General features: G+C 65.9%; 11 protein-coding genes and 1 pseudogene. 4 read left to right on the top strand and 8 right to left on the bottom strand.

All coding sequences use genetic code 11. The annotated features are described in order from the left end of the window. Together QX126_RS33345 and QX126_RS33350 are read right to left on the bottom strand one after the other, a co-directional pair. A pseudogene (locus tag QX126_RS33345) lies at positions 1-302 on the bottom strand (hypothetical protein); the annotation flags it as partial. 180 nt (positions 303-482) lie between these two features. Continuing rightward, the gene (locus QX126_RS33350; RefSeq protein WP_315786851.1) at positions 483-1,490 is read right to left on the bottom strand and encodes an Hsp33 family molecular chaperone; all 1,008 of its coding nucleotides are present in this window, start codon (positions 1,488-1,490) and stop codon (positions 483-485) included. A 114-nt stretch (positions 1,491-1,604) separates the two neighbouring features. Between QX126_RS33350 and QX126_RS33355 the strand changes: the two genes are divergently transcribed. Continuing rightward, positions 1,605-1,991 carry an endonuclease domain-containing protein gene (locus tag QX126_RS33355; protein WP_315786853.1) on the top strand — a complete coding sequence of 129 codons (387 nt, stop codon included), beginning with the start codon at positions 1,605-1,607 and terminating at the stop codon, positions 1,989-1,991. Positions 1,992-2,322: 331 nt separating this feature from the next. Here QX126_RS33355 and argF read toward each other — a convergent pair whose 3' ends face one another. After that, the gene (gene argF, locus QX126_RS33360; RefSeq protein WP_315717175.1) at positions 2,323-3,249 is read right to left on the bottom strand and encodes an ornithine carbamoyltransferase; all 927 of its coding nucleotides are present in this window, start codon (positions 3,247-3,249) and stop codon (positions 2,323-2,325) included. 8 nt (positions 3,250-3,257) lie between these two features. Further along, the gene (locus QX126_RS33365) at positions 3,258-4,469 is read right to left on the bottom strand and encodes an aspartate aminotransferase family protein (protein WP_315740512.1); all 1,212 of its coding nucleotides are present in this window, start codon (positions 4,467-4,469) and stop codon (positions 3,258-3,260) included. Between the two features lie 477 nt (positions 4,470-4,946). Here QX126_RS33365 and QX126_RS33370 point away from each other — a divergent pair, with 477 nt between their 5' ends. Beyond that, entirely contained in the window at positions 4,947-5,462 is a 516-nt protein-coding gene (locus tag QX126_RS33370) for a GcrA family cell cycle regulator (RefSeq protein WP_315740513.1), read from the top strand. A 121-nt stretch (positions 5,463-5,583) separates the two neighbouring features. On the opposite strand, the gene QX126_RS33375 is transcribed toward QX126_RS33370, so the two are convergent. From QX126_RS33375 to QX126_RS33390, 4 genes are all read right to left on the bottom strand, one after another. Continuing rightward, the gene (locus QX126_RS33375) at positions 5,584-6,891 is read right to left on the bottom strand and encodes an ATP-binding protein (protein WP_315740514.1); all 1,308 of its coding nucleotides are present in this window, start codon (positions 6,889-6,891) and stop codon (positions 5,584-5,586) included. A 28-nt stretch (positions 6,892-6,919) separates the two neighbouring features. Beyond that, positions 6,920-7,975 carry a lysylphosphatidylglycerol synthase domain-containing protein gene (locus QX126_RS33380; RefSeq protein ID WP_315740515.1) on the bottom strand — a complete coding sequence of 352 codons (1,056 nt, stop codon included), beginning with the start codon at positions 7,973-7,975 and terminating at the stop codon, positions 6,920-6,922. A 517-nt stretch (positions 7,976-8,492) separates the two neighbouring features. Then, the gene (locus tag QX126_RS33385) at positions 8,493-8,798 is read right to left on the bottom strand and encodes a hypothetical protein (protein ID WP_315786856.1); all 306 of its coding nucleotides are present in this window, start codon (positions 8,796-8,798) and stop codon (positions 8,493-8,495) included. 4 nt (positions 8,799-8,802) lie between these two features. Beyond that, positions 8,803-10,197 (bottom strand): OmpA family protein, encoded by a 1,395-nt coding sequence (locus QX126_RS33390; protein ID WP_315786858.1) that lies wholly within the window; start codon positions 10,195-10,197, stop codon positions 8,803-8,805. 164 nt (positions 10,198-10,361) lie between these two features. Between QX126_RS33390 and QX126_RS33395 the strand changes: the two genes are divergently transcribed. Together QX126_RS33395 and QX126_RS33400 are read left to right on the top strand one after the other, a co-directional pair. Next, positions 10,362-11,420: a polysaccharide deacetylase family protein gene (locus QX126_RS33395; protein ID WP_315786862.1), complete on the top strand. Its 1,059-nt coding sequence runs from the start codon at positions 10,362-10,364 to the stop codon at positions 11,418-11,420. A 116-nt stretch (positions 11,421-11,536) separates the two neighbouring features. Beyond that, positions 11,537-12,346: an SDR family oxidoreductase gene (locus tag QX126_RS33400; protein WP_315786865.1), complete on the top strand. Its 810-nt coding sequence runs from the start codon at positions 11,537-11,539 to the stop codon at positions 12,344-12,346. Positions 12,347-12,428: the final 82 nt, after the last annotated feature.

A 12,428-nucleotide genomic window follows, 5' to 3' on the forward strand; every position in this document is an offset into this window, starting at 1 on the left:
ATCCCCACGCGAAGCGAAGCCTCAACGTGAGTTGATATCAGCATCGGGATATCAGGACCGCGCGACTTGACCGTGCGTGCATCGCCGTTCGTCCGCGCAAATATCGCGCTGCAACGACACACGCCCATCGCCTCCCACTGCCAACGGTCCGTGACGGTCGCGAAACGCCCCTCATGCGGCAACAGGATGCGCGGAAATGTGCCAGTGATTTGCCCGACGGCACAAGCTGTTTGTTGCTGCGACCAATCAACGCGACGGGCAAGGATGTGGCGTCGATCAGCGAGAAAACCGATTTTCAACAACGAACTAATCGAAATCGCCGGCGCACACGAACTCCCGACATTCTCTCCGACGCCGCGCGACGCAGCCGCCGCCTATCGAGGGTCATCGCGAGGAGCGAAGCGACGACGCGCTCGCGATGACGTACGGAGGGCTGTCGCTCGACCACGATCGCTACGATGCGCGGAGCGAGCGCAACAGAGTCAATTCTCCGTCACGCCGGCTTCATGCGGAGTGAAATGATAGACTGAGGAGCAGAACTCGCAGGTGACGACGACCTTGTCGCCCTGCACCATGTCGGCGCGGTCCTGGGGCGAGAAGCTCTTCAGCATGTTGGCGACCGCATCGCGCGAGCAGGAGCAGCGCGCCTGCAGCGGCACGGTGTCGAACACGCGGACGCCGCGCTCGTGAAACAGACGATACAGCAGCCGCTCGCCGGACAGCGCCGGGTCGATCAGCTCGATATCCTCGACCGTCGCAACAAGCGATTGGCCCTCGATCCAGGCCTCGTCTTCCTCGACCGCATGCAGCTCGGTGCCCTCGGGCGCATCGCCGGGATGCAGATCGGCCTGGCGCAGGCGCTCGGGCGCCTGGGGCAGGAACTGCGTCAGCAGGCCGCCGGCGCGCCAGCGGTGCTTGCCGCCGCTCCACTCCTCGCCGACGGCGAGGCGCACACGGGTCGGGATCTGCTCGGAGCGCAGGAAGTATTCATGCGCAGCCTCCTCCAGACTGCCGCCGGTAAGCGCGACGAGGCCCTGGTAGCGGCTCATGTCGGCGCCCTGATCGATGGTCATCGCCAGATGGCCCTTGCCGAGCAGGCCGCCGGAGTCCTTGGCCGAATCCTTCAGCTCTTGCAGTCGCGCCTCGTCATAGCGTGCGTAAGCGCGCAGCCGGTCGGGCGCCTGGAAGTCGACCACCAGGAATGACACCGGCCCGTCGGTCTGGGTCTGCAGGATGAAGCGGCCGTCGAATTTCAGCGAGGAGCCGAGCAGCGTCGTCAGCACGATGGCCTCGCCGAGCAGCTTGCCCACGGGCGCGGGATAGGCGTGCTTGGTGAGGATATCGTCGAGCGCGGGACCCATGCGGGTCAGTCGCCCGCGCAGATCGAGCGCCGCGACCTCGAACGGCAGCACGGCGTCGTCGACCGGCACCGCCGAGGGGGCGCGGCTGGTATCGAGATGGATGTCGGTGTCGGGGGAGTTGGTTGTCATGGGGCGTATTTGGGGATGAAGCGGGGAAAGTGAAGGGGGATGGAACTAGCGTATACCGCGGGCTCCGTATACCTTCTCGTGGGAGAGGATAGGTCGCATCGCAGGGTGGGGGTGGTGACGCAAGCACCGCATCATCGACCAACGGCCAAGCGCATCCGCGGCTTCGCGAAAGCAATGCGTCGGGAGCCAACTGATGCCGAAGCTGCTATGTGGCGGCTGCTGCGCGACCGCCGCCTGTCGCAGTTCAAGTTTCGACGACAAGTGCCGTTCCGGGACTACATCCTCGATTTCGTCTGCTTCGAGCAGCGCCTGGTCATCGAGATCGATGGCAGTCAGCATGCCGACGCGGTGCGTGATCGGACGAGAGAGGAAGTGCTCGCAAGAGAGGGGTTTAGAGTTGTGAGGTACTTGAACAACGAGGTGCTCCTTCAACGCTCGGCCGTTCTCGAGGACATTCTCGTAAAGCTGAGCGAACCGAGAGAGACCCTTCACCCAGTATGACCGCGCCGCCGGTCGATCATGCCACCACAAGGGAGAAGGTGCACCGAGCTTGCCCCGCGGATTCAAACAAACCTTGAACTAATCAACCGGCGAACGCGATCGAAAGATCAGCCCTCACGGGATTGATGAATGCGCCCTCTCCCCTTGTGGGAGAGGGCTACACCGACGGAAGCAGCGAACTCACTTGGGTGAGGGGTTGGTGCCACACACTCAAGCCTGAGCCCGGGGCAACCCCTCACCCGGTTTCCATGCTCCGCATGGAAACCACCCTCTCCCACAAGGGGAGAGGGTGCACCGAATACGTAGCTCAAACTTTCTCGTTATCAAGCCCCTAAGCCCGCTCGCCGAAGCACCAGGCCAGGATGCCCTTCTGCGCGTGCAGGCGGTTCTCGGCTTCGTCGAACACCACCGACTGCGGGCCGTCGATCACCTCGTCGGTGACCTCCTCGCCGCGATGCGCCGGCAGGCAGTGCATGAACAGCGCCTCCGGCTTGGCGAGCGACATCAGCTTGGAATTGACCTGATAGGGCTTGAGCAAATTGTGGCGGTGCTCGCCATCCTTGTCTCCCATCGACACCCAGGTGTCGGTGACGACGCAGTCGGCACCGGCGACAGCGACCTCCGGATCGTGGCCGAGATGGATGTCGGCCCGGGTGGCGCGGATGAAATCCTTCATCGGCTTGCCCGGCGACAACTGCGGCGGGGTGGCGACGTTGAGCCGGAACTTGAAGCGCTCGGCGGCATGCGCCCAGGAGGCCAGCACGTTGTTGTCATCGCCGGTCCAGGCCACGGTGCGGCCCTCGATGGAGCCGCGATGCTCCTCGAAGGTCATCACGTCGGCCATCACCTGGCAGGGATGCGAGCGCCGGGTCAGGCCGTTGATGACGGGCACGGTGGCATGCGCGGCGAGCTCGAGCAGCGCCTCATGGCTGAGGATGCGGATCATGATGGCGTCGACATAGCGCGACAGCACGCGCGCGGTGTCGGCGATGGTCTCGCCGCGGCCGAGCTGCATCTCGGTGCCGGTCAGCATGATCGCCTCGCCGCCGAGCTGGCGCATGCCGACGTCGAACGACACGCGGGTGCGTGTCGACGGCTTGTCGAAGATCATCGCCAGCACCTTGCCCTCGAGCGGTTTCTTCGCCGGCTCGCGCGCCTTCAAGGTCTTCTTCATCGCGCTGGACAGCGCCAGCACGTTGCGCAACTCCTCCACCGGCATCTCAGTGAGATCGAGGAAATGACGCGGCGTGTTGCCCATGGTCTTGCTCATGATGCGGCCGCCTGCTTGGCAGGCCCGCCCGACAGCGCCGCGCAGGCGCGATCGAGCATCTCGACCGATTGTTCGATTTCGGATTCGTTGACGATCAGCGGCGGCAGGAAGCGTACGACGTTGTCGCCGGCCCCCACCGTGAGCAGCTTCTGATCGCGCAGCGCCGCGACCAGATCGCCCGACGGCACCACCGCCTTGACGCCGATCAGCAGGCCCTCGCCTCGGATCTCGGAGATGACATCGGGATGACGATCGAGAACGGCACCGAGCTTCTGCTTCAACAGCAGCGACATCTTGCGGACGTGATCGAAGAATCCGGGCGCCAGCATCACGTCGAGCACGGCGTTGGCCGCGGCGACCGCCAGCGGATTGCCGCCGAAGGTCGAGCCATGCGATCCCGGCGTCATGCCCGACGCGGCCTCGGCCGTCGCGAGCACGGCGCCGATCGGAAAGCCGCCTCCGAGCGCCTTCGCCAGCGACATCACGTCCGGCGTGACGCCGAGCCAGCGATGCGCGAACAGATCGCCCGTGCGGCCCATGCCGGTCTGGACCTCGTCGATGACCAGCAACAAACCGTTGTCGTCGCAGAGCTGGCGCAGCGCCTTGTAGAACGGCAGCGGCGCGGTGCGCACGCCGCCCTCGCCCTGCACCGGCTCGACCAGGATACCGGCGGTGTGCGGACCGATCGCCTTCTTCACTGCTTCGATGTCGCCGAACGGAACCTGATCGAAGCCGTCCATCGGCGGACCGAAGCCGTCGAGATATTTGGCCGAACCTGTCGCGGCGAGCGTGGCGAGCGTGCGGCCGTGGAACGCGCCTTCGAACGTAATGATACGATAGCGTTCGGGATGTCCCTTGGCGGCGTGATATTTGCGCGTGATCTTGATCGCGCCTTCCATCGCCTCCGCGCCCGAATTGGCGAAGAACACGTAGTCGGCAAAGCTCTGCTCGCACAGCCGAGCGGCAAGGCGCTCGCCATCCGGGCTCTTGAACAGGTTCGACATGTGCCAGAGCTTGGCCGCCTGCTCCTGCAGCGCCTTGACCAGATGCGGATGCGCATGGCCGAGCGAATTGACTGCGACGCCCGAGGTAAAATCGAGATAACGGTCGCCATTGGTCGCGATCAGCCACGCGCCTTCGCCGCGCTCGAACGAAAGATCGACCCGGGCGAATACGGGGAGGAGATGCGTAGCGGCAACACTGGTCATGGCGGATCACATGAGCTGACGGGCCGGCCGAGACACGCGCCACGCGGCGCCATCGCGCATCAGGGACCCCACCCTGGAAAACAAAATGTGCCGCCTTTTCAAGGCGGCACGTGCATCTATTGTATGCGGGCAGCGGTGGGAGTCAACTACGCGTCAGCTGATGCATGGGGGGCCGGCCCGTGAGATTCCGGACGCCTGACACAGATCGAGACACGCCACAGGGAACCACGGAATGTGTGGACTGCGGCCACCGACTCTTGCGCGGGAGTCACGCCATATTGTAGCGTTTTCAACGTCGAGTACGACATCTCGTGCGGCAGTTCTGATCCCTCTCGAAGTTCTCTGAGTTTGCGTAACGTCCGGGTGCCTTGCGCGCGCCCGGCGAGGGACAAGGGATTCTGCCGCCAGGGATTTTCTTGAGACAGCATCGCAGCGCCGTCCCGGAATTGGCCGGCGCAACGCGAAGGGAAAGGTTCGATGACCGTATTGACCTGGTCCGACGATCGCGTCGAGCAACTGAAAAAACTCTGGGAAGCCGGACTGTCGGCCAGCCAGATCGCCGCGGAACTCGGAAACGTGACGCGCAACGCCGTGATTGGCAAGGTGCACCGGCTGGGCCTGTCCGGCCGCGCCAAGAGCCCGGCCACCGCGGCACCGCGCCAGCGCAAGGCGGCCCGCCCGGCACAGCCGATGATGCGGGTGGCGCGCCCGGTGGCGCGCGGCAACACGGCGCTCGCGCAGGTTTTCGAGGTTGAGGCGGATCCCGATCCGGTTGCATTCGACAACGTCGTGCCGATGAACCAGCGGCTGTCGCTGCTGGAGCTCAACGAGGCGACCTGCCACTGGCCGGTCGGCGATCCCTCGAGCGCGGATTTCTTCTTCTGCGGCGGCAAGGCGCTGTCCGGCCTGCCCTATTGCGCGCAGCATTCGCGCGTCGCCTATCAGCCCGCGGCCGACCGCCGCCGCCAGCCGGCGAAGTCGACCACGCGCTGAGCGGCCGGCGACCACGGCGGGCGATGAGGTGCTCCGCATCGCCTCGCGATGTCCGGCCTCTGTTCACAACGATCGATGACGTGCGCCCGGCCTGCGCCGGGCCGCAAGATGCGCCCGCCCGTCAGGCGCGTGCTGCGGGCCTGGACTGCGGAAAGCAGGCCGTGAAGGCGGCGCCGTTGCGCGGCACGCTCTCGATCAGAAGCCGGCCGCGATGGCGGTTGAGGATGTGCTTCACCAGAGAGAGGCCGAGCCCGGTGCCACCCTGCGCGCGGCTGTCGCCGACATCGACGCGATAGAAGCGCTCGGTCAGCCGCGGCAGATGCTCGGGCGCGATGCCGGGGCCGAAATCGCGCACCTTGACCCGGATCTCCGGCGCGTTCTCGGCGGAGACGGCCTGCTCCAGCGAGACGATCACGCGGCCGCCCGAGGCGCCGTATTTCAGCGCGTTCTCGATCAGGTTCTCGAACACGCGCAGCAGCTCCTCGCGGTCGCCGGCGATCGTCACCGGCGCCTCCGGCAGGCTGGTCTCGATCACCACCTGGCGCTCGCGCGCCAGCGACTCCAGCCCGTCGGTGACCTGGCGGATGATGGGGACGACGTCGACCATGGCGTGGGGCTGGACATGCGCCGACAGCTCGACCCGCGACAGCGACAGGAGATCGTCGATCAGCCGCGCCATGCGCGTCGCCTGGATGTGCATGATGCCGAGGAAGCGCTCGCGCGCCTTCGGATCGTCCTTGGCCGGCCCCTGCAGCGTGTCGATGAAGCCCGAGAGCGCCGCCAGCGGTGTGCGCAGCTCGTGGCTGGCATTGGCGACGAAATCGGCGCGCATCTCCTCGACCCGGCGTAGCGGGGTCAGATCGTGGAACGTCATCAGCATGCATTTGTCAGTGCCGCCGAACGCCGTCGGCACCGGCACCGGCGTGATGATCAGCTCCATCCAGCGATCGACCGGAACGTGATCGTGATAGGTGGCGCGGCGGATCTCGGTGGTAGCGATCGCCTCGCGCAGCGCGGTGATGATCTCCGGCGTGCGCAGCGCGAATTGGGCGAGTTCGCCCTTGCGCAAGGCAGGCGCGAGCTGCGCGGCGGCGGCGTTGAGGTGGATGACGCGGCCGGCGCGATCGAGCAGCACGGCGGGATCGGGGATGCCTTCGACCACTGCGCTCACGGCCGGCGCCTCGACCGGGTTGGCGTGGCGCTCCTCCTCCCGCTTGGCGACCGCGCCATGCAGCCGCCACGGCACCAGGGCGGCGGCGGCGATACACAGGAATACCGCCAGGGCCCGCAGCGGCAGCAGCTCGTCCAGCAGCACGAGCCCGGCAAGCGCGAGCGCCGCAGCCAGCAGGATGATCGCGGAATGGCGCAGCCGGTCCGGCCAGGGGGTGAAGATCGAGAGCGCCGTGTCGGAGGGAGCGTCGAGAGCCATCTCGTCCTACTATTCCCTTGAGCTGGCGTCAGGCACCGGAATCGCTGCGCTTCCTCACAAAAGCGGCTTCGGGCGGGGGGCCCGGATCGAGGCTGAGCGCGGCCTGCCGCAGCCGCTTCGACCGCGTGCTGATGATAACCTCGCGAAACGTCAGCAAGATTACAGAAATGAGGAACGGCGCCAAATAATACAGCATCCGGAACAAGAGCATTCCGGCCAGCAGCTCCTCGCGGTCCATCTGCCACAGCCCGACCAGCATCGCGGCGTCGAACACGCCGAGCCCGCCGGGGGAATGGCTGGCGAAGCCGAGCAAGGTCGCCGAGACGAAGATCACGGCCACGACGACGAAGCCGAGATTGGGCTCGTCCGGCACCAGCACATACATCGCGAGCGCGCAGAAGCCGAGGTCGATGATGCCGATCGCGATCTGCAGCAGGGTCAGCGGGCCGCTCGGCAACACCACGGTCCACGGCCCGCGGCCGACCACGCGCGGCTTGGTCCATACCCAGGCGACATACCCCAACAGACCGACCAGGATCGCGATCGCCGCCATGCGGTTGGCCCAGGGCGGCAGCTGGTCGATCGAGGCCGCCGCCTCCGGATGATAGCTGATGCCGAGCCCGAGCACGGCGGCATTGCCGAGCCAGAACGTCAGGCCGGCGAGGAAGCAGATCTTGGCGACGTCGATGGCGTTCAGCCCATGGGCCGAATAGACGCGGTAGCGCACGGCACCGCCGGTGAAGACGCTGGCGCCGACATTGTGGCCGATCGAATAGCTGGTGAAGGCGGCCAGCGCATTGACGCGGTAGGGCACGTGGTCGTGGCCGATCGCGCGCACCGCGAACAGGTCGTAGAAGGTCAGCGTGAAATAGCCGGCGGCGACGAACAGCGCGGCGAGCGCGATCTGATGCGGCTCCGTGCTCTTGATCGCCTCGAGCACCTCGTAGGTGTCGATGCCGCGAAGCATGTGGTAGAGGACGTAGCAGGCGACCGCGATCACAGCGATGCTGATCAGCACGCCGAGCTTGTGCAGGACTTGCTTCTCGCGCAGGAACGTGGCCGCTCTGCGTATGGCTTCAAGCATCTACACCTCTCACCGTGATCCGATCACGACGGCCGGGGACGCCGCGCCCCGGAGGCCGCAGCATCATGTGCGCATACAACGCCCTCGTAGCGCGTTTCGACGCATTGGGGAACACGGAGCGTGCGAACAAAAGCGTACACATGGATATACTTAGCAGGCTTTACGGAAATGCGATGCACCGTTTTGCCGCACATGAGGCAAGACATCAGGCAAAGTCATCAGACAGGCCATCCTGCAGGACGGAGCGTCGGCGCACGCTCCCGGCCAGCCCGCAAAGCCCAGGTTAAACTTCGGTGAGGAACGCGCATCTCCGGGCTTTCCGGGGGGCCCCACAGCTGGGCGGGTCGTCATCGTTCAACGATAAGCGCCGGCTGCGCGTTTGACAGGGTCGCACCTCGTCAAACCTTCGTGTCTCGCAGTTGCGATGACCCGGGCACGCCGACGGCGGGGGGCGCCGCCGCAGTCTTGGCAGCAGTCTTGGCAGGTGGCGTCGGGCGCAGACCGCCGGGCGGCCGCTTCAGGCCGCCGATTTCGTCCGCATGCTGCGGATCACCACCAGCGCCCGCAGCCACGTGCCGATGGCGCAGCCGACGAGGTAGGGCACGAACATGATCAGCAGCAGCTCGAGCCAGTAGCCGGCCCGTCCGGGGATCAGGCAGGCCACGGCCGCCGCGACCAGGCCGGCGGCCAGCACCGCCAGCAGCCAGGTCAGCCAGCCCGACACGCGCGGGGCGCGATGCACCACGGCGACCCAGCCCATCGCCAGCCCGATGGCGAAGGCGCCGGCCAGCCAGTCCCAGTGAAAGGCAACGAGATAGGCCATGACGTTACCTCACCACGAATTCGATGCGGCGGTTCTGCGCCCGGCCGTCGGCGGTGTCGTTGGAGACGACCGGCTGGGTGCTGCCATAGCCGATCGGGGTGAAGCGGTCGGCCGGCAATCCGGCCTTGACCAGATAATCGACCACGGCCTGGGCGCGCTTCTGCGACAGCACCTGATTGGCCGCGGGGTCGCCATCGGCATCGGTGTGGCCGATGATCTCGACATTGGCGGAGGGGCAGCGGAACGCGATCTCGACGAGGCGGTCGAGCAGACCGGTGGAATCCCTGTCGAGGTCGCTGCGGCTGGTCTCGAATCGGATCTTCGCCTTGCCGAGCAGGTCGGAGAACAGCTGCTGGCACACCGTGGGATCGACCGGGGCGGCTGCCGGCTTCACCGTGATGTCGGCCTTCACCTGCCAGCCCTGTGGGACATCCTTGGCGAGCCCGGTCCGGATCTGGGCTGCTGCGGCGTCATAGAGTGCGTCGCCGGAGATCTTGATGTCGCGGTCGGACACCACCAGCGTGCCGGTCGACAGCCGCGACAAGGCGCCCAGCGCCGGCACCACCGCATTCACGAAGTTGGTGGGCGCACCGATGCTGTTCTTGAGATTGTCCACGACCTTCTCGCTGAAGAATTTTCGCGATGAAGAGCCGACGACGACGGCGTGGATGTTCTCGTCGGGAACGTTGCCGGCGAGCGTCACGGTGACCGCGACCGGGTCCTTGTAGGCCTGGAAGATGTAGGGCGGCGCCTTGACCTCGTTGCTGGCGACCTTGAAGCCGTCCGGCAGCTTGCCGAGCGCGGCCGCGATCGCCTCGCGGCCGCCGAGCTCGCGGGCCATGCCGGACAATGCGACCTCGCCATCGGAGATCGTGAACTTGCCGTCCTTCAGCCTGCCGATCTGGCCGATCAGCAGCAGCGCCGCATCCTCGAAGCGCGTTGGCGCGCCGCGCGCCAGGCCCATCTGGTCAGCGACCTCCACGCCCGGCAGCGCCGCCCGCGTCGCGTCCATCAGCCTGCCCTTCAAGGCGGGCAGCGGCGCATTGCCGCCCAGTGTCACCCGGACGACGTCGCGTTCGGCCGACCAGACGAAGGGCTTGGCCTCGGCGACCAGCCGCGTCTCGTCGTTGACGAGCCGCACGCCGGCCACGCCGTCCACCGCAGCGACCGCATCGCGGCGTCCAGCCTCGGAAAAAGCATTGGCGCGCAGCGAGACATCGCGGCCATCCACCGTGACGCTTGTCCTGTCGAGCACGGCCCCCTTCAGGACGGCCGAACTGCGGCCGGCGAGATCATTCTCCAGGGGAACGGTGCTGGTCCAGGCCGCGAGGCCCCAAAGCACGATCAGCGGGAGGACGCCAGGCCACCATTTCCCGCTCCACCTGAAAAGTCCACGCATTCGTCATCCGTCGCATCGAGGAAGCAGAGAGAAAACAAACCCTTGCATGCCTGTCAAACCGGAAATGAGGCGCGCCGCGCGGTACGTTGCGACCGCAGGCTAAGGCTTTCTTCAATCATTCGTCGGTAACCTTGTCCCGACACTCACCGGGCCGCATATTTCAGATGAGGCGATTTCGCAAAACCTTTATCCGTGCCGGCCTGGAAGCGCTGTATCTGAGCGGCGCGCATGTCTGGCTGCGCCCGATCTTCTCGGGCGTGGGAGCGATCTATACGCTGCATCATGTGCGGCCGCACCACGACGCCGATTTCCAGCCCAATTGTCACCTCGAGGTCACGCCGGATTTCCTGCGCGAAATGTTGTCGCACCTGCGCGACCACGACATCGAGATCATCACCCTCGACGAGTTGCACAGCCGGCTGGTGGCGAAGGACTTCTCGCGCCGCTTCGCCTGCTTCACCTTCGACGACGGCTATCGCGACAACCGCGACTTCGCGCTGCCTGTGATGCGCGAGTTCGATGCGCCGTTCACCATCTATGTGACGAGCGATTTCGCATCGGGACTGGGCCGGCTCTGGTGGGTGACGCTGGAGCGGCTGGTCGCGAAGGCGCAAACGATCGACATCGAGATCGGCGGGCTGTCGCTGCAGCTCGATGCATCGACGCCGGCAGCCAAATGCGTGACGTTCCAGCGCCTGCACGATTGGCTGCGCGCACTGCCGGGCGAGCACGACATCCGGCGTGAGATCAGCGCGTTGTGCGCGCGCTACGACGTCGACGAGGCCTCGATCTGCCGTGAGCTCTGCCTGTCCTGGGACGAGCTCCGGGCGCTTTCGACTGAGCCATTGATCTCGATCGGCGCACATTCGATCAGTCACTGCAATCTCGCCAAGCAGACCGAGGAGACGGCGCGCATCGAGATCGCCGACAGCCGTGCTCGGATCGAGAACGAGTTGCAGCGGCCGGTGCTACACATGGCCTATCCCTACGGCGACCGCGCCGCCGCCTCCCAGCGCGAGTTCGTGCTGGCGGCCGCGACCGGCTACAAGACCGCCGTCACCACCCGCCCCGGCATGATCTTCGCCGAGAGCGCCGATCATCTCACGGCCCTGTCGCGTGTCTCGCTGAACGGCCACTACCAGGACGCCCGCGTGCTGCCGGTGCTGACCTCGGGCGCGGCCACCGCGATGTGGAACGGCTTCCGCCGCATCGACGCGGCATAGGCCCCGCCATAACGTTCCCCCGATTGAATTGCGGCGATTTCGTGCGACGGCGTCTCCCTTGACGTGCTGGCGCGTCCCGCTCACAAGCGCGCATGACATAAGAAAAGGGAGGCTTCATGCTCAGGAACTTGTTCTCACTCGAAGGACGCATCGCGCTCGTCACCGGCGGCTCGCGCGGCATCGGCAAGATGATCGCATCCGGCCTGCTCGCGCATGGCGCGGCGAGGGTCTACATCACCGCGCGCAAGGCCGGGCCCTGCGAGGCGACCGCCAAGGCACTGACGACGGAATATGACGGCGAATGCGTCGCGCTGCCGATCGACATTTCGACGATGGCCGGCATCGAGACGCTCGCGGGCGAGATCAAGGAGCGCGAGCCCAAGCTCGACATCCTCGTCAACAATGCCGGCGCGGCGTGGGGCGCCGACTTCGACGAATTCCCGGAGAGCGGCTGGGACAAGGTGATGAACCTCAACCTCAAGACGCCGTTCTTCCTGACCAAGGCGCTCGCAGCTCCCTTGCGTGCGGCGGCCAGCGCCGAACGGCCCGCAAAGGTCATCAACATCGCCTCGATCGACGGCATCTTCGTCAACCCGCTCGAGACCTATTCCTATGCGGCGAGCAAATCCGGCCTGATCCATCTGACGCGGCGCATGGCGGCCAAGCTGATCAAGGACCACGTCGTGGTGACCGCGATCGCGCCCGGACCGTTCAAGTCCGACATGAACAAGGCCGCGCGCGACAACGCCGACGAGGTCGCCTCGCGCGTGCCCGCCGGGCGCATCGGCACCGACGAGGACATGGCGGGCACAGCGATCTTCCTCGCCTCGCGCGCGGGCGACTACGTGGTGGGGAATACGATCGCGGTCGATGGCGGTATCGTCTACGCAAATCCGGGGATTCCGGGCGCGGGCTGGGATAGTTGAGAAGGGCGAATAGCGAATAGCGAATAGCGAATAGCGAATAGCGAATAGCGAATAGCGAATAGCGAATAGCGAATAGCGAATA

Origin of the sequence: Bradyrhizobium sp. SZCCHNPS1003, assembly GCF_032381555.1 — a bacterium.
Lineage (GTDB): Bacteria > Pseudomonadota > Alphaproteobacteria > Rhizobiales > Xanthobacteraceae > Bradyrhizobium.

What these genes read in the sequence shown, in the direction of transcription:
- QX126_RS33390 (WP_315786858.1), bottom strand. Translation starts at nt 10,197, where the DNA reads ATGCGTGGACTTTTCAGGTGGAGCGGGAAATGGTGGCCTGGCGTCCTC.
- QX126_RS33375 (WP_315740514.1), bottom strand. Translation starts at nt 6,891, where the DNA reads ATGGCTCTCGACGCTCCCTCCGACACGGCGCTCTCGATCTTCACCCCC.
- QX126_RS33365 (WP_315740512.1), bottom strand. Translation starts at nt 4,469, where the DNA reads ATGACCAGTGTTGCCGCTACGCATCTCCTCCCCGTATTCGCCCGGGTC.
- QX126_RS33350 (WP_315786851.1), bottom strand. Translation starts at nt 1,490, where the DNA reads ATGACAACCAACTCCCCCGACACCGACATCCATCTCGATACCAGCCGC.
- QX126_RS33395 (WP_315786862.1), top strand. Translation starts at nt 10,362, where the DNA reads ATGAGGCGATTTCGCAAAACCTTTATCCGTGCCGGCCTGGAAGCGCTG.
- QX126_RS33400 (WP_315786865.1), top strand. Translation starts at nt 11,537, where the DNA reads ATGCTCAGGAACTTGTTCTCACTCGAAGGACGCATCGCGCTCGTCACC.
- QX126_RS33370 (WP_315740513.1), top strand. Translation starts at nt 4,947, where the DNA reads ATGACCGTATTGACCTGGTCCGACGATCGCGTCGAGCAACTGAAAAAA.
- QX126_RS33380 (WP_315740515.1), bottom strand. Translation starts at nt 7,975, where the DNA reads ATGCTTGAAGCCATACGCAGAGCGGCCACGTTCCTGCGCGAGAAGCAA.
- argF (WP_315717175.1), bottom strand. Translation starts at nt 3,249, where the DNA reads ATGGGCAACACGCCGCGTCATTTCCTCGATCTCACTGAGATGCCGGTG.
- QX126_RS33385 (WP_315786856.1), bottom strand. Translation starts at nt 8,798, where the DNA reads ATGGCCTATCTCGTTGCCTTTCACTGGGACTGGCTGGCCGGCGCCTTC.